Annotated in this window: 17 protein-coding genes; 9 read left to right on the top strand and 8 right to left on the bottom strand. The window is 45.6% G+C overall.

The genetic code is table 11. The annotated features are described in order from the left end of the window. Positions 1 to 22: 22 nt before the first annotated feature. From HUB64_RS15785 to HUB64_RS15770, 4 genes are all read right to left on the bottom strand, one after another. On the bottom strand, positions 23 to 460 hold the full coding sequence (locus HUB64_RS15785) for a hypothetical protein (RefSeq protein ID WP_173497373.1): 438 nt from the start codon (positions 458 to 460) through the stop codon (positions 23 to 25). Between the two features lie 110 nt (positions 461 to 570). Next, on the bottom strand, positions 571 to 951 hold the full coding sequence (locus HUB64_RS15780) for a hypothetical protein (protein WP_173497372.1): 381 nt from the start codon (positions 949 to 951) through the stop codon (positions 571 to 573). Between the two features lie 93 nt (positions 952 to 1,044). Beyond that, complete coding sequence (locus HUB64_RS15775; protein WP_173497371.1) at positions 1,045 to 1,590, bottom strand: hypothetical protein; 546 nt, start codon at positions 1,588 to 1,590, stop codon at positions 1,045 to 1,047. A 106-nt stretch (positions 1,591 to 1,696) separates the two neighbouring features. Continuing rightward, positions 1,697 to 2,206 (bottom strand): hypothetical protein, encoded by a 510-nt coding sequence (locus HUB64_RS15770; protein ID WP_028760234.1) that lies wholly within the window; start codon positions 2,204 to 2,206, stop codon positions 1,697 to 1,699. A 380-nt stretch (positions 2,207 to 2,586) separates the two neighbouring features. Between HUB64_RS15770 and HUB64_RS23245 the strand changes: the two genes are divergently transcribed. From HUB64_RS23245 to HUB64_RS15755, 3 genes are read left to right on the top strand one after another with little or no spacing between them, the layout of a single operon-like run. Further along, a complete protein-coding gene (locus tag HUB64_RS23245) occupies positions 2,587 to 3,063 on the top strand; it encodes a DUF1983 domain-containing protein (RefSeq protein WP_368039631.1) in 477 nt (158 codons plus the stop codon). Continuing rightward, complete coding sequence (locus tag HUB64_RS15760; RefSeq protein ID WP_173497370.1) at positions 3,060 to 3,341, top strand: hypothetical protein; 282 nt, start codon at positions 3,060 to 3,062, stop codon at positions 3,339 to 3,341. The genes HUB64_RS23245 and HUB64_RS15760 overlap by 4 nt, the downstream gene beginning before the upstream one ends. Beyond that, positions 3,341 to 4,051, top strand: a complete 711-nt coding sequence (locus HUB64_RS15755) for a hypothetical protein (RefSeq protein ID WP_173497369.1) — start codon at positions 3,341 to 3,343, stop codon at positions 4,049 to 4,051. The genes HUB64_RS15760 and HUB64_RS15755 overlap by 1 nt, the downstream gene beginning before the upstream one ends. Here HUB64_RS15755 and HUB64_RS15750 read toward each other — a convergent pair. Then, positions 4,045 to 4,338, bottom strand: a complete 294-nt coding sequence (locus tag HUB64_RS15750; RefSeq protein ID WP_173497368.1) for a hypothetical protein — start codon at positions 4,336 to 4,338, stop codon at positions 4,045 to 4,047. The genes HUB64_RS15755 and HUB64_RS15750 overlap by 7 nt on opposite strands. A 276-nt stretch (positions 4,339 to 4,614) precedes the next feature. Between HUB64_RS15750 and rluB the strand changes: the two genes are divergently transcribed. Both rluB and HUB64_RS15740 read left to right on the top strand, forming a co-directional pair. Continuing rightward, positions 4,615 to 5,490 (top strand): 23S rRNA pseudouridine(2605) synthase RluB, encoded by an 876-nt coding sequence (gene rluB / locus HUB64_RS15745; protein WP_028760991.1) that lies wholly within the window; start codon positions 4,615 to 4,617, stop codon positions 5,488 to 5,490. A 101-nt stretch (positions 5,491 to 5,591) separates the two neighbouring features. Next, on the top strand, positions 5,592 to 6,557 hold the full coding sequence (locus tag HUB64_RS15740) for an exo-alpha-sialidase (protein WP_173497367.1): 966 nt from the start codon (positions 5,592 to 5,594) through the stop codon (positions 6,555 to 6,557). Between the two features lie 146 nt (positions 6,558 to 6,703). On the opposite strand, the gene HUB64_RS15735 is transcribed toward HUB64_RS15740, so the two are convergent. Next, complete coding sequence (locus HUB64_RS15735; RefSeq protein ID WP_173497366.1) at positions 6,704 to 7,441, bottom strand: YciK family oxidoreductase; 738 nt, start codon at positions 7,439 to 7,441, stop codon at positions 6,704 to 6,706. 262 nt (positions 7,442 to 7,703) lie between these two features. On the opposite strand from HUB64_RS15735, the gene HUB64_RS15730 reads away from it, so the two are divergent. Together HUB64_RS15730 and sohB are read left to right on the top strand one after the other, a co-directional pair. Continuing rightward, positions 7,704 to 10,187, top strand: a complete 2,484-nt coding sequence (locus tag HUB64_RS15730) for a VolA/Pla-1 family phospholipase (RefSeq protein ID WP_173497365.1) — start codon at positions 7,704 to 7,706, stop codon at positions 10,185 to 10,187. A 111-nt stretch (positions 10,188 to 10,298) separates the two neighbouring features. Continuing rightward, entirely contained in the window at positions 10,299 to 11,315 is a 1,017-nt protein-coding gene (gene sohB / locus HUB64_RS15725) for a protease SohB (protein WP_105252126.1), read from the top strand. 87 nt (positions 11,316 to 11,402) lie between these two features. On the opposite strand, the gene HUB64_RS15720 is transcribed toward sohB, so the two are convergent. Both HUB64_RS15720 and HUB64_RS15715 read right to left on the bottom strand, forming a co-directional pair. Further along, positions 11,403 to 12,470, bottom strand: a complete 1,068-nt coding sequence (locus tag HUB64_RS15720) for a DUF3083 family protein (RefSeq protein WP_028760986.1) — start codon at positions 12,468 to 12,470, stop codon at positions 11,403 to 11,405. 145 nt (positions 12,471 to 12,615) lie between these two features. Beyond that, positions 12,616 to 13,215: an arylesterase gene (locus tag HUB64_RS15715; RefSeq protein WP_131523537.1), complete on the bottom strand. Its 600-nt coding sequence runs from the start codon at positions 13,213 to 13,215 to the stop codon at positions 12,616 to 12,618. Positions 13,216 to 13,267: 52 nt separating this feature from the next. Between HUB64_RS15715 and HUB64_RS15710 the strand changes: the two genes are divergently transcribed. Beyond that, positions 13,268 to 13,996, top strand: coding sequence for an ABC transporter ATP-binding protein (locus tag HUB64_RS15710; protein ID WP_028760984.1), 729 nt, complete (start codon positions 13,268 to 13,270; stop codon positions 13,994 to 13,996). Between the two features lie 2 nt (positions 13,997 to 13,998). After that, positions 13,999 to 16,494: an ABC transporter permease gene (locus HUB64_RS15705; RefSeq protein WP_173497364.1), complete on the top strand. Its 2,496-nt coding sequence runs from the start codon at positions 13,999 to 14,001 to the stop codon at positions 16,492 to 16,494. The last annotated feature ends 136 nt before the right edge of the window (positions 16,495 to 16,630 follow it).

The raw sequence follows: 16,630 nt of genomic DNA, 5'->3' as shown, positions 1-16,630 counted from the left end.
TTATTGACGCCATAGTCTCTTGTTAGGGCTTTACTGGTAACCAGTTGTTCAGGTCGGAAGCTTTGATGTCGGGCTCTTCAAGATTTAGGAGTATCTGCCTTGCGCGAGCAATCATTTCGTTTGTGCTAATAGCTCCGTCCTTATGAGCAAGCAGAGGAAATAATTGATCAATTAATCTCTTGTCTAGTAATAGAATATTTTTCCAATAGGTGGATTGAATTTCCCACCTTTGTTCATTGCTTGTTGTTTCTCCAAAATATTTAGGCTTAACCCATACCCCTAGAATTTCGGCAATTGCAATGCTTGCCTCACGTTGTTTTTGAAGTTTCAGGCGTTCTTCTGCTATTTCGCTTCGCTCAATTTGAAGCTTGTGGTCTAGATACATTTTTAAAAATATGCCGCCAGCTCCACCGCCGAAGAAAGCGCCAATTACACCGGATATAAAACTTGACCAATCCATTTTTCTTCCTTGTGAGGTAATAAGGTGCTTGTTGGCTGCCCTAACGCCCGCCACACAGGCGAGCAACTTGTTGCGAGTCCAGCGCCGCAGGCGCAATGTGCTGGCGTTTGTTATGCATTTTGTGACAACGCCTCTGAAATGGCCTTTTTCATCAGTTCTTCATCATCAAGTAATTCGCGGTAGTTCTCGTATGGCAAGTTTCCATCGTTTACTTGCCTTTCAATAAAAATCTGCATTCGCCACGGATCTGGGTCGGGTTTGTCAAAATCAAAATCGATTCCTCCAACACCTGGAGTTTTAAAAACATCTACTCCGATACCATGAGTTCGAATATTCCAAGCTGTTCCTGGCACTAATTTGCAACCACGATTTTCGCTAGAAAGAATGTCCTCTACTTTCGATAGGCCGAATCCAAGTCGAATTAGCTCTTTCGCCCAGCTCATCTGGGCATACCATAACGGAATGGCTGCTGTGATTGGATTCGTACTCATGACATCCTTAATGCATAACGTTTGGTTAAGGGGCGGGCTTTAGCCCGTCCCAGTGAGCGAAGCGAATGGTTTGAACCTATTGTTAGTCGCGCCTCACCACGAAGTAACTTCATAGATCACTTCACTAGCTGACGGCTCATCTGGAAGGAAACCGCTGCTAGTTTCAAGGATAGCTGCATGATGCCCGTTTTTTGAAGCAATGGCCGCCTGATCGATACCGCGTAATGACATGACCCTAAATGCATCAATGGCTGCCGAGCGGGTGAAAACGTAGCCCGGAAGTCTGGAGACCCATGACCCAGCGTCATTAAAGGCAACCCCATTGCCGCCATCCAAGACCAAGACATATTCACCTTCGGGTAGCCTTGAGGCCCAGCGGAAGAAGCTCTCTAACGCCTTTTCTTTGAAGGCCGTTAGCAAAACATTTGAGCCAGCCATCAGCAGGTGGCTGTTCTTATGTAGTTCTATAGACTTGTGGATTACCGGCGAGAACAACGCTGATAACTCTGGATGATAGATTGCCTCGGCCTTCTCAAACTCTGACTTGAGTTGGCTAGGTAACGATGACAGAAGCCCATTAGCAGCTAGTCGTTGAGAGTTCTTAGTAGCTAAGTCGAAGAGCTTTCTGTTTGTATGCATCTTAGTGGCTAACGCCCCGCTAAACGGAGAGCGTCAGCGAGTCCGGTGGAGGCCACGCTTTTTGTGGCCGGAACGAATTTAAGCGGTTTGTTAGGCGATTCTGAGGTTACTGGCATAGTTGCTCAATTATTTTTTCGAAATCAGGGTATTCGGATTTTGCCCTTCCAATAATTTCAGAAGCAGTGCTTTCGTGTTGTGGAGCAAACTTCTTAGCAAATGCCAGAAACTCTTCGTTCTTTGGCCTGTCTAGGCCGGGATAAGCTACGGCCTCATATGGGCCAATGCCATTAGCGAATAACCAAACATAGTCTCTAAAGTTTCGGGCGATTACTCCAACTTCACCCTCAGAGCCAAAAAATACGATTGGCTGCTGAAGCAAATCGCTATCATTTCTCACAAGCCAAATTGCAACATAACCCCCTGTTCCATCTTGGCCAAATATCAAATATTCACTACCATCAAGCGAACTGTTTCCAGTCCATGCCTTAATCCAATCAGAAGCATCCTCTTCAGAATAGAACTCATCAAATGGCTCGAAGTCTATTCCATCTCCATCAGCATAATCTATTTCAATTGCATGCAATTTTTTTAAGACATCTGGAAATTCTCTTTCCATGTTAAATCTCCGATTCTGATTTGACCGCCTAACATTTTATTAGTGCGCATGCGCGTTTACCTCATTAGACCAGTAAAAACGCGCACTGTTAATTACTTGTAATAAAAGGAACTTATCAGCTTTTTTTCAAATACACCATCTGGAAAAACGCGCATGCGCGNAGCGCTCTAGCTCAAAATATTACGACAGTACAAGCATCAGCTACTGCTGCGAATAATGCTGCTTCGGCGGCGCAATCTAGTGCCGATGCAGCTAATAACAAAGCAAATCAAAATACCGCTGCAATCCAGCAAGAGCAAAGTGCAAGGGCAGATGCTGACAGCGCTTTAGCTCAAAATATCAGTACAGTACAGGCAACTGCAAATGATGCGTCCTCAGCTGTGCAGCAAACATCAACCGCCTTGGTAGCGTTAGATGGAAAGCTGCAAGCGATGTATTCAGTAAAAGTTGGCGTGACCGCCGATGGCAAATATTACGGTGCAGGCATGTCTATAGGCATTGAGAACACGCCTGAAGGGATGCAGTCGCAAGTTTTATTTGATGTTGGTAGGTTTGCATTAATAAACCAGATCACAGGCTCATCAACCATCACAACACCATTTGTTGTCCAAGGTGGACAAGTATTTATCAACACTGCGATTATTGGTGATGCAACAATTAATTTCGCTAAGATTAGTGACACTTTACAATCAACTAACTATGTGCAAAACGTTAGTGGTTGGAAGCTGTATAAGGACGGTACTTTTGAAATTAATGGGACATCTGCAGGAAATCGAATGAAAATAACAAACTCTGGATTGGTTATCTACGATAGTAATAACATCGCACGAGTTGAGTTAGGGTTGAACTTGTCATGACAGCAGCGCTAAGGATCCGCGATGAAAGTGGTAATATTACTTTCGATTTTTCCGATAGGTTTGCTCGTATTATTGGTGAGCAAGAAGTAAAAACCATGACCGGATCTGTCACGGTTGATGCTACGTTTGGTGGCGCTATTTGGTACCAATTTCATCCATCTAGCGACAGTGTTTATGCACCAGCTTTCAGCGTTAGCGGTAATATCATATCGTGGGTATTTAACAGTCCTTCGATTAATATTTTACCAGATGGAATATTAATTTATGGGAGGTATTAATGGCAGTCGGGCTAAGAGTCAGGAATAACAACAACATCATTCAAATTGACAACACCTACAAAAACTTAGGATTGCTAACAAAAGGTAATGTAACAACCGTTCGTAATACCAACTACTATGGAACAGTATCAGTCGGAACGGTAATAGTTTCAGGGAATAACCCTCAGATAGCATTAATACCAAAAGAAAGTGCGCCAGCGGCAGTGTACCAGCGTGTTAAATCAGGTAACACGTTTACATTTACCATTTTTTCTATCGCCCCTGATACCATTCCTTATTATATTTTTGATTATTCGGTTGCTGGTACGGTAGGCCCAAAATTGAAGATGAGAGATGCTAGCGGAAACTTGTTTTTCGATTCTTCGCGCAATTATTTGAAAATTGTTGGGATGATGGATGTTGATGATGGGCAACCGTCATATATTGAGCATCCAACTCCAGCAGGCAGAAAGTGTGCAGTATTAATGAGTGTTGGCGCTCAGGAGTACGTATACATTCCAGCAGGATCGCCAACACCAAACTACTATCAAATTACTGAAATGTGGACCATAAGCGCAGCAGCAGTTAACAACGAGGCATCATATGCAGCATCAGGAATCATGAACCTTAGGCTATTCCTTCGGCTTGAGTATCATCCGGTTCAGCCAACTGGAATCAGTGTTGGCACAAACCAAGCACAATACCCAATTATCGATGTCACTCATTACTGACGTCGCCAAAATTTATTACAGTACGTAGCACCAGTTTCTGGGTAGTGGCGACAATCTCTAACCCACACGTCACCAACTTTTACTCTAGAAAAAGTTGTAATGGACTCTTCCTGAGTACCATCTGAAAAGCTAACGACTACGCTGCATTTTGGCCCAGGTGCAATACATTGTTTAACCTCAGCAACAGTTACTTTCTCTTCTACTATTTCCATGGGTCCAGAAGCTGCTCCAATATGCGCACATCCAGAAATAAATCCTATTACAAGATAAATATACAGTTTACACATTGTAACCTCCTGTTTTAATCACGCCCAAGTTATTAATATATAGATATTATTTTCCAATGTCGCACATATTACACTTCGTGTCTGCATTAAAGCTGTAGATAAATTAATGTTTGCTTATTGGTTTATTAATGTAACTTTGCGCCGATACAGCATAGCGCGTATAATTAGGTCACTTTTGGAATTGTGTACATCACTGCGTACATACAAACAAAATATACAAAAAGCGAGGTGATAAACTCCTTGTTTTTAAAAAGAATACTAGTAAAGAGTTAACTAATGAGTGAAAAATTGCAGAAAGTCTTGGCCCGTGCAGGCCATGGCTCCCGTCGTGAGATGGAGGCATGGATTGCTGCAGGCCGAGTTAGTATTGATGGTGAAATTGCTAGCCTTGGGGATCGTATTGAAGCTGATGCTAAAGTGCGTATCGATGGCAGAGCCATTTCGTTAAAGTCTGCCGAAGACGTGATTTGCCGTGTGCTGGCATATCATAAACCTGAAGGCGAAATTTGTAGTCGTAAAGATCCTGAAGGCCGTCCAACGGTATTCGATCGCTTACCTAAAGTGCGTGATTCACGCTGGGTAGCAGTGGGTCGTTTAGACATTAACACCTCAGGCTTATTGTTGTTTACGTCAGATGGTGAGTTGGCGAATCGTTTAATGCATCCATCGAACGAAGTCGACCGCGAATACGCAGTGCGTACCTTTGGTGAAATCCCTGAGGCTACAGTGCAACGTTTACGTACTGGCGTCATGTTAGAAGACGGCCCTGCGCAGTTTGATAGCATCAAACCAGCGGGCGGCGAAGGGATGAACCAGTGGTGGCATGTGTGTTTACGCGAAGGTCGCAACCGTGAAGTGCGCCGTTTGTGGGAATCCCAAGAAGTACAGGTGAGTCGTTTGATCCGTATTCGTTATGGTATGGTCGAACTGCCAAAATCACTGCCTCGTGGTGGCTGGGTTGAATTGCCCGTAGAGCAAGTTAACTACTTGCGTAAGCTGGCGGGTCTTGAGCCCGAAACTCGTACTATGCTTGCTGCCGATAAACACAGCGTAGCCCGTGCTCAGGTGAAGAGTGCTAAAATTCGCCGCGCCGTACGTAAGCATAAAGTGACCGGATCGGGAAAACCTAAGCCATCGCGTCAGCGCAGCTAAGTTGTTTTATCCCAATGAAAAAGGCCGCTAAGCGGCCTTTTTGCTTTCTGTTATTTGCAGCTATGTTATAACAAGTCTCAGTTGGATTGAGGAGTGAATGAATGAAGCTAATTTCAGTGAAACGGATTTGGGAGCACGCTGCCCATAATGCGTTTACCGATTTAATCACGTTTCAGGGGGCACTGTTTTGCGTTTTCCGTGAAGGGACAGCCCATGTGTCACCCGATGGTGCGCTACGAATTCTACGCTCAGCGGATTTAGGCGACACTTGGCAGAGCGTGGCGCTGATCCGTTCGGATGAGGCGGATTTACGCGATGGCAAACTGATTGAGTATCAAGGGGCATTACTCTTACTCGGCGGCGGGACTTTACACGATAAGTCTGGCTTACAATCACATCTTTGGCGCTCAGCCAATGGGCTAGCGTGGTCGGATGCGTTAAAAGTCGCGGATAAAGGCTATTGGTTATGGCGCTTAACCGAGCATCAAAATGCACTCTATGGCGTGGGTTATCGCGCTGGGCCTGATGGTGATACCCGTTTGTATAAGAGTGATGATGGGGTGCAGTTTGAGACTTGGTTAAAGGTGTTTAATAATCAAGGTTATGTCAACGAAACTGCCATTGTTTTTCATCAAGAAAACGGCTTTTGTCTATTGAGGCGCGATCCCGTATGGGGCCCAGAATTTGTCGGTTTACTCGGCCACAGTCAAATGCCATTCACTGATTGGCAATGGCAAGAACTCGATAAGCGCATTGGTGGGCCAGTGATGTTGATGTATCAATCCCGTTTGTTGGCTGTAGTGCGTTTATACGATGAGCAAGTTCGCACGGCTTTAGTTGAAATTCATCCAGATACTGGCGTGGTTCAAGAACTACTGACACTGCCATCGAAGGGCGATACTAGTTATGCGGGCGTTGTTATTGATGGAAATGAGTTGTGGGTAAGTTATTACTCCAGCCATGAGTTAGCTGACTCACAGCTGGATACGCAAAATTCGCTTGATGAATCAAACAGAGTCGCCAAAGCTAAAACGATGATTTATTTTGCAAAAATTCAGTTAAGCTAAGATTGGCGGTGCGCTATCTTTGTCGTACTTAATATCATCGACAAGTTCTGGGTTTCATTTTGAGAATATCTAAAATAATAAAGAGCCATAAATAGGCCCTTTAATATTGCTGAATCATACCGGCAGAAACTCAATAAGCGATTCGATTACTGTGCGTTAAACTGCTGTCCGTTGACGGCACTAGAATCTTGACCCATCAAATATAGATAGGTCGGCATGATCTCTTCAGCGGTTTTGAGATCCAGTGGATTCTCTGCAGGGTAGGCTTTAGCGCGCATCTCAGTGCGGGTAGCTCCTGGATTGATGCTGTTAACTCGAACTGAGGTGCCATCGCATTCATGGGCGAGAACTTGCATCATGCCTTCGGTGGCAAATTTAGAGAAAGCATAAGGTCCCCAATAGGCGCGGCCTTGACGACCCACACTGCTCGACGTAAAGATAATAGATGCACTGGGTGCTTGGCGCATCACAGGTAGTAATGCTTTAGTTAGCATGACTTGGGCCGTGACGTTCACTTTGAGCACGTCTTCGAGTGATGTAATATCTATGTGTTCAAACGGACCTAAGGCACCGAGTAAGCTAGCGTTATGTAATAAGCCGTCTAAATGATCGAATTGCTCGGCTATGGTATCGGCCATATCGCGATAATTTTGTTCCGTTGCGCCCTTAAGATCCAATGGCACTATGGCAGGTTTGGGATAACCGGCTTGTTCTATTACGTCGTAAACTGCTTCCAATTTTTTCACTGTTTTACCAAGTAAAATCACAGTGGCGCCGTGTTTTGCAAACTCAATGGCGGCGGTTCGGCCTATGCCAGCACCAGCACCTGTGACTAAAATCGTCTTGCCCTTGAGTAAATCTTTTGTTGCTTGATATTCCAACATGAGTCTCTTTTTCCTCTTGGCGAGAATGCCCGCCACTTCTAGAGTCGCCGAAGTGATAAACGCATGTTTCAAACAAATGAATGAAACTTTGTTATCAATAGCTAAAATCTTTGTGACAAACTTGTGGCTAACTCAATATTTTTACGTTAACTTAAAATGAGTTAGGGGCTAACATAAGCCCTATTGGTCACAGATCTAAAAGCTATTGTGACTAATTTCTTGGGGAAAACAAAACTATTACAACAAGATTTGGGGAAAAAAGATGAAAAGACTCATTTTGGGTGTTGCGATTGCATCTGCACTGGGCCTCACAGGATGTGGTGAGGACAGTTTTAATGAACTCAAGGATAAGACAGAAGTGCTCATCCCTGAATCGCACATGGTGTTCGACCCTGCTAATTCAAAAGTTCCATTACCGAATGATTTGCTGTTCAGTGGCACCAAAGATGGCACATTATCAATTCCGGGTGAAAGCTCGGGCAATTATGTTGATCCACAAATAGCGCTTGGGGCGTTAGATGGGTGGTCGACAACATCACCGATTTCTATTGATATCGATTTGGCGAAAAAACATGACGGTACACCGCTGACCTTAATGGCTGCATCGGTTGCACAACCGGGTGCTGTCAGAATGTTTGAAGCTACAGTAGGCGGCGCATTATCGTCTGATCCCGAATGTAAGGCTAAACCGTCAGTTTCAGCCTGTAAAGTGGGCGCTGAGTTGCAGTTTGGCGTTGACTTTATATCAACCGCTTCGGGCAAAAAAGTGGTAATAATTCCGCTTAAGCCACTCAAAGCTGGGCAATCTTATATTTATGCGACAACGAATCTTATTCAAGATTCTGAAGGTCGCGGTATCGCTCCTTCAACGACCTATGGTTTGTTGAAGCTGGATATCAATACGTTACCTTTAGAAACGCCAGACCAATTGATGCTGCAAACCTTAGTGAACAGTTATGAGAAAGGGATTGCTGCGGCCCATAAGGTCGATCCTTTAACCATCAGTTACTCTGGCTTATTTACCACTCAGTCTGTTGCTAACGTCTATGAAACCACCAAATTGCTGATGGCGAAGGGGGCTCCCTATGCACCAAGCTTTGCCCAGATGCCAACACCAACTGGATTGACTGTGGCTCAAGTGGCGGGCTTAACACCGGCTGCTGGAGCTGCCTATGTTGCCGCAAACTTGGCTGATGTGTATACGGCAAAAATTAAACTGCCTATTTACGGTGATTGTTCTTCAGTTGGTTGTTTATCCGCTGAAGGTAAACCATTAATTAATGGTCATTGGAAAGCCCAAGGTGATAGCCCTGTCTCTGTGCTACTAGCCCTGCAAGCGGGCACACTCAGCCAGAATAATTTTGGTATGCAAGCGGTGGCTAATGGTATTGCCAACCCTGCTGATGCTTTAGCCAATCCCTCGTTAATGGCGGGTAAAACATGGGTTTTAGACGATGGTACGGCAGTTGATAAAACCAAACATCTGACTAAATTCAATCCTATTCCAGCAATCAAAGGTTATGAAACAGTATCCGTACTGATTTCTATGCCCAATGCAACGAAATTGGCCGCTTTTTATCAACAGCAAGGTCGTGAGTTTATTCCTCCTACATCTGGTTGGCCAACAACAATTGCCCTTCACGGTTTAGGTGGCGGTAAAGAAATGTCATTGGCCTATGCCGGCACGTATGCGGCAATGGGGGTTGCGACTGTTGCTATTGATATGCCACTTCACGGTGCGCGTTCATTTGATGCTAACGGTGATGGGATTTATGAAGTCTCTGCGACAGATCCTGCCTTCGGTGCAGTTGTTGGTAAACCGGACGCCTTTAAAAATGGTAACCCGTTGGTGTTTGTGAATATTTCTAGCACTTTGTCGGTGCGAGATAATTTCCGTCAAGCGACGATGGACCATTTAGGGGTGCGTCTTGCTCTTACGGGCTTAGCACAGGGCTTAGCACAAGCAGGTCAGCCGCAAGTATTTGATGTGACTAAAATCAGTGCTCAAGGTCTGAGTTTAGGCGCCATTGTGGGCACCGATTTTGCGACCTATGCCAGCACAGGTATGAAGAATCCAGCAACCGGCGATGCCTTGCCAAATGCTTATGTTATCAATGCTGTATCCTTAGTTGCGCCAGCAGGTGGATTAGCAGGATCATTCGCAGGTTCTGCAACCTTTGGCCCAGTACTGTTTAGTAATATTACGGCATCTGCAACTTTCCAAGCACAGGTCGATGCGGCTAATACAGCAGGTTATGAGCCTGGTAGCCCTGAATATGCGGCACTGGTGCAGGCGGTATACGCACAGTTTATTCCGACGTTTGCCTTTGCGGTTCAAACAGCGGTAGATTCTGCAGATCCTGTTAACCATGCTGCTATGTTAAAAGCGACTGGCTTACCTGTGCACTTAATTGAAGTGGCGGGTGATGGTAACGGTAACTTAGCAGATCAAGTGCTGCCTAATCGCGTCGATAACTTCCCATTATCGGGCACTGAGCCGCTGATCGCTGCCATCGGGCTACCTTGTGCCGATAGCACGAGCAAAGGTCATGGCGTTGTGCGTTTCGCTAAAGGTCACCACAGTTCGATTGTTGATCCTAAAGAAAAGGAATCAACGGATGGTATGGCCGCGGCTGCCACTGTTGAAATGCAGACTCAAGTGGCAACCTATGCAGCTACTGCAGGTAAGGGCGATGCGACGATTTTAGTGACAAACAGTGGGGTCATTGCGACTTGTCCTAACTAATCTTGCCTTAATCGGAAAAACCCAGCCTTTGCTGGGTTTTTTTATGGGCCTTTAGGCTGTTAGAATAGCGCGCAATTGATTGAATGATGTAACGCCCTAACGGAGAACACTTTGGAATTTTTATACGAGTATGGAATGTTTTTGGCGAAAGCCGTCACAATAGTGGTCGCAATCGTTGCCGTTATTATTGTGGTGTTGGCTTCCACTGTAAAACACAAGTCAGATAAGGGCGAGCTGAGGATCACTAACTTGTCTGAAGAGTTAGAAGAACTTAAGCATGGCTTAAAAGAAGAACTTCTGTCAAAGAAACAATTCAAAGCCTATGAAAAGCAATTAAAAGCTGACGAAAAGGCAAAAGACAAAGCCGCAGATGAAGCCTGCACGGGCAAAGTGTTCGTGATTGATTTTAAGGGCAGTATCGATGCCGCTGAGGTCGCATCACTGCGTGAAGAAATCAGTGCAATTATCGCTATCGCAGAAAAAGGCGATGAAGTGGTTGTCAATGTAGAGAGTGGCGGTGGTATGGTGCATGGTTATGGTTTAGCCTCCAGCCAGTTAGATCGCTTACGTCAAGCAGATATTCCATTGACTGTCTGTGTTGATAAAGTCGCCGCCAGTGGTGGCTATATGATGGCCTGTGTAGCGAATAAAATTTATGCTGCACCTTTTGCCATTGTCGGTTCTATTGGTGTTGTTGCTCAACTGCCTAACTTTAATCGCCTGCTGAAAAAGCATGAAATTGATTATGAGCAACATACGGCCGGTAATTTTAAGCGCACCTTGACAGTATTTGGTGAAAACTCCGATGAGGGAAGACAGAAGTTTCAAGAAGAACTCGAAGAAACCCACGTCTTATTTAAAGCGTTTGTTGGTAAGTATCGCCCTGAGTTGGATTTAGTGAAAGTCGCCACTGGCGAGCATTGGTACGGTCAGCAAGCCATTGAATTAGGTTTAGTTGATGCGATTTCGACCAGCGATGATGTGATAATGTCACTCGCCACAGAGCGTACTGTGTACAAGATACGTTATCAGGTGAGAAAGAAACTTGCCGATAAAATTGCCCACGGTGCCTCTTTGTCTGTGAACGCTATTTTTAATCGCCTCATAGAAAAAAATCGTCCTATGTAATTCTGTCTATTGGTGAATAAAAGTAAAAACGCCTGCATTTGCAGGCGTTTTCATTTGCTGAGCTTTCGCGGCTAATACCGAAGTGGGTTAGATTTGATAGCTGATATGTTGATGGAAACGTACGATGAGATCTTCACGCTCCGGATCGACACCTATGTCGGCTGCGAAGGCCTTCAGAGCCGTTTCAACATTGTTCATAAAACGACCGAAACCCGAATCGTCACAGTCCTTAGTACCTGCCACTATTGTAAAGTGCGCGGCTTCGACTAAGTTATCGGCATCCCAGCGACGGATAACTTGTTGCTCAGTCGCATTAGGATCGAACCCTATCATTTGTACTTCGGCTTTGCTGTCGAGCTTTTCAAACTTACTGTTACGCACAAGTGGTGTTAAGCCGTTCGCTATCATAGCAAGGCGTGTCAGTTGTCTATTAGCTGCCGCTTTGAGGAAGCAGTCTTCAAGATGCTGATATAAAGGCGTAAAGTCAGTGGCTGAGTCAGGTAATAAACCCTGTTTGAGTTTGCGACTCAGCGGCAAGCTCACCGTCACATAGGTAAGAGAGCTAACGTTTTCTGGTAACTCACATTTTCTGGCTTTATATCTTGGGCCGATGGCGCGCAGTTTATAACCATAGGTTTCTTTATAGCCCTTAGCTTTTGCGAACAGATCATAGGATAAATGCTGATGGTCGCGGACCTTAACCTTAAGATCGCTTATTGGCATTAAGGGCATTAATTCAGTGAGTAACTCACGCACCTTGATATGGAAACTGGCGGAATTACTGCGAATATCGTCACCTGTGGCGAGAAACACAATGCGCAGTTTACGGGCGCGATAGTTTTCTTGCGAGAATAAGTTTTGGGCTTCGTGGTAGGCTGGGTTATAAAAAAATAGAATTTGTTCAGTGGTTTGGAAGCAATATGCTTCGGTATGGTAACGCACTACTGGCAGTTTATCGTTAGTGATCACGTGAACATTACGGAGATCGTGTTGTTCTGCCAAATTAAATATCAAACGGCTTAACGTTTGATAACAGCTTTGATAATCGGGATATTGATTGAGTAGCTCATCCGTCACCTTGATTTCGGCTGTGATGTATTGATTGGTACGGGCTTCCTTGGGTATGTACACTTTTTGCTGATGGCTAAGGGACATATTGACTCCTTGTTTGAGTTAACCATTTGCTAACACGAATTTTACTGTTTATCTATAGGGTGAATCTTGCGTTAGAACACGTTTTTATCCGTTGAGTATGAGTTTAGCTAAGTAAGCGGTTCGTTAGCTTAAAATAGCAGCTATTTTATTGGGTTAACGCATTTTCTATCCATGGTTGCATCCAAGCCGCAATCTGAGCTTGCGCCTTTTCGTTGGGATGAATGCCATCCCTTTGCATTAATTCTGGATGGGGCGCGATATCCTGCATAAAGAAGGGGATCAACACTATATCCTGGGTTTTAGATATGTCTTGATACACTTGGGTGAACTTTTGGGTATAGCGAGGGCCATAGTTAGGCGGTACCATGATCTCGGTCAGCAGCACTTTTGCGCCGCTATCTTTGGCTAGGGTAATGATTTGGATTAGATTATTTTCGAGTTGCGTTGGGGGGAATCCACGTAAACCATCATTACCTCCCAGTTCAACGACCACAAGGTCGGGAGCAACAGAATCGAGCAAGGCGGGTAATCGGCGTAGGCCGCCCGCTGTGGTTTCGCCGCTCACTGAGCCATTGGTAAACTGATGTTCGGGCAGATTTTTTTGCAGTAGTGCTACCCAGCCTGACTGTTCTGCCATGCCGTAGCTAGCGCCTAAGCTATCGCCGAGGATCAGTATCTTTGCCGCGTGAGCGGACGTGACCATGAGTACACTCAGTAGGATGAATGCCCCTAGGGTCTTCGCCATTGATTTTAATCTTAGCGATTGATACCAGAACGATTTATATAAGAAGGATCCTATGTCTAACGTCATCTTAAAAAACAGTGCCATTAATGTTGTTAACCTCGAAAAATCAGTGATTACTCAGGAAGGAACGCTCACTATCCTCAAGGGCATTAACTTAGATGTCAAGCAAGGTGAGAGTGTGGCCATTCTCGGCCCATCAGGTTCGGGAAAATCCACCTTATTGGGATTGCTTGCGGCGCTTGATACGCCTACGTCGGGGGAGATTTGGCTCGATGGTGTGGCATTATCACCACTGAATGAAGAGCAAAAAGCGGCACTGCGTAAACAGAAGGTCAGCTTTATTTTTCAATCCTTTATGTTAGTTGATACCTTAACTGCGCTCGAGAACGTCATGTTACCCGCCGAGCTTGCAGGCGTGAGCAATGCCAAGGAAAAAGCGCAGGCCATGTTGGTGCGGGTTGGTTTATCCCATCGCTTGACCCATTTACCCAAACAGCTTTCGGGTGGTGAACAGCAAAGGGTGGCGATTGCCCGCGCTTTTATCTGTGAGCCTACAGTTTTGTTTGCCGATGAACCAACTGGCAATTTAGACAGCGTCAACGGCCATAAGATTGCCGATATGTTGTTTGAGCTTAATCAAGAAAGCCATACAACCTTAGTCCTTGTTACCCATGATCTGCTGCTGGCCAAGCGGTGTGAGCGTCAACTAGTGATGGATAACGGCCATTTACAGGAAGATATCACTCAAACAGAACTGCTAGCTGATGTTAAGGAGGCTTAATAATGGAGTTAAGTCTGGCATGGCGCCTGTTTAAACGCGAGTTACAGCAGGGACAATTGTTACTGATTATCCTCGCTATTACGCTCGCGGTTTTGTCTGTGAGTGGCTTAGCGCGGGTGAGTGAACGTCTGCAAGTGGCAATTAGTGGTCAAGCTTCACAGTTTATTGCGGCCGACCGTATTATCGATTCGCCAGTTAAAATTGATGCGGCGATTTTATCCAAAGCCGAAGCGCTTGGGCTTAAGCATGTGACTAACATGCAATTTAATTCCATGGTCTATTCGGGAGATAAGTTTCAGTTAGTCACAGTACGCGCCGTAGAGTCGGGTTACCCGCTTAAGGGGGATATTGAACTCACCAGCGGTAAAACCAAGGCGTTACCTCAAGCGGGCGAAATCTGGTTTGAGACTCGCTTAGGCGGACTTTTGGGTTATCCCAAATCCATCGAACTAGGTAATACCGAATTTGTGCTCAGCAATGAGATCAGCCGCTTACCCGACGCAGGTTTTAATCCTTTTGCTTCATCGCCTGTGGTATTGATGCGGATGGAGGATGTCGCCAAAACAGGTGTTATTCAACCAGGCAGCCGCGTGACTTATCTGTATCAATTTGCCGGAGATGAAGCCTCGCTTACGGCCTTTGAACAAAGTGTTAAACCGCTTTTGAATAGCACCCAGCGTTGGGTCGATGTGCAATCCGGTGACTCGCCGATTGCGGGAGCCGTTAAGCGAGCGGAGCGCTTCTTACTGCTGGCAAGTTTGATGGGCATTGCATTGGCCTGCGCGGCGATAGGTATTGCCGCCCAGCGTTATTGTCAGCGTCATTACGATGTGGTGGCCATGCTGAAAACCTTTGGCGCCTCGGCAAAGCAAATTCGCCTGTTGTTTGGTACTCATTTATTGTTGGTAACGCTACTGGGAATTGGTCTAGGTCTTATTGGGGGAGGGTTACTCGATTTTGGGATCAGTTACCTATTGCCACCCGAAATTGCGGCCTATTCACCGCCACTCACACGGCCATTATTACTCGGCATCAGCACAGGGCTCATCAGCGCCTTTATGTTTTCGGCTTATCCATTGATGCGTTTACTGGCTATTCCGCCACTGCGGGTGTTGCAGCGTCAGTTAGAAGGCTTACAGCTTGGTATGTGGCTGCATTTGCTACTGAGTCTAGGGGCTATGGCGCTACTGGGCTATTTGTATTCCCAAAGTTGGACTTTGACTCTGACTGTGGTCGCGGCTGTGCTATTGCTGGCTGTGCTATTAAGTCTGCTTGGATTTGTGATGATACGAGCAGGACACAGTGTTGGTATGAAGACTACCAATCCTTTGCAATTAGCGCTGGCGGGGCTAAGGCGTCGTGCGCGGCAAAATGCGGTGCAATTGGTTGGCTTTAGCGCTGCACTGGTACTGTTATTGACTATTTTGGCGTTAAGACAAGATTTACTTAACGAATGGCAAAAACAGTTGCCCGAAAATGCGCCTAATTATTTCCTTGTCAATATTGCGCCTGATGATGCAAAGCCCTTGAATGATTTCATGACGGCGAAGGGGATAGTGGCGACGGACATTTATCCGGTGATCCGTGGCCGATTAACTCAAATTAACGGTGAAGCGCTGATTTCGAATGAACAGTCCGAAGCGGGTGAAAAGGGAAGAGTGGGCATTTCGCGCGAGTTAAACCTAACGTGGCGCAATACACTGCCTGCTAACAACGAACTGTTAGAGGGGCATTTTAATCAAGCCGCCGATGAAGTATCGGTGGAGTCCGGCGTGGCGGAGCGTTTAGGTATTGGTCTTGGCGATAAGCTGACTTACGTGATTGATAATCAAGAGCTCACAGTTAAAGTTGCCAGTATTCGTGCCGTACACTGGGAAACGCTGCAACCGAACTTCTTTATGATTTTCACCCAAGAAGCGCTCGCGCCTTTTGCTTATACTTCGATGGCGAGTTTCTATCTGAATGATCAGGCGACTAACGATAAGACTATGAATGCTGATGGTACGCCTAAGGATGCAGTGATCCTTGCGCTTATTCAGCAATTTCCGACGATATCTATCATAGATGTTGGCGCTATGGTGGGGCAGTTGCGGCAGATAATTGAGCAAGTGTCGCTGTCGTTGTCTTTAGTGCTGGCCTTAGTGTTATTAGCCAGTGCCTTAGTCTTGATTGCACAGACTGAGGCTGGCATGGCAACTCGGCAACGTGAACTGGCGGTGTTACGTACCTTTGGTGCTTCAGGATGGTTATTGCGCAGTGCAACGGGTTTAGAGTTCGCCTTACTTGGCGGTATTGCGGGTGTGTTAGCCGTAATTGTGGCCGAATTTGCGTTATATCTACTTAAGACGCAAGTATTTGAACTTAATGTATACATGCACTGGCCTTGGTGGGGTATTGCCCCAGTTTCTGGAGCCTTAATTGTCGCCTTACTTGGGGTGTGGCGTTGCCGACAATTGCTCAGCCAATCTTGCTCTGAGCTATTAAAGGCTGGGAGCTAGGGCGGTTTGTGAACTCTGTTGATGGGCTAAAACATAAAGTTTATTAAGACAACAAGCTGAGCCAACATTAAAAGCACTGATGCGACATAAGCTCAGTGCTTTTTTGTTATGGGGTTGATTCTGCTGCACTTGAATT

It is taken from the genome of Shewanella sp. ISTPL2, from assembly GCF_013283205.1.
GTDB lineage: Bacteria > Pseudomonadota > Gammaproteobacteria > Enterobacterales > Shewanellaceae > Shewanella > Shewanella oncorhynchi.
The sequence above is the reverse complement of the archived record's forward strand: the minus strand, read 5'-3'. Positions and strand labels throughout refer to the sequence as shown.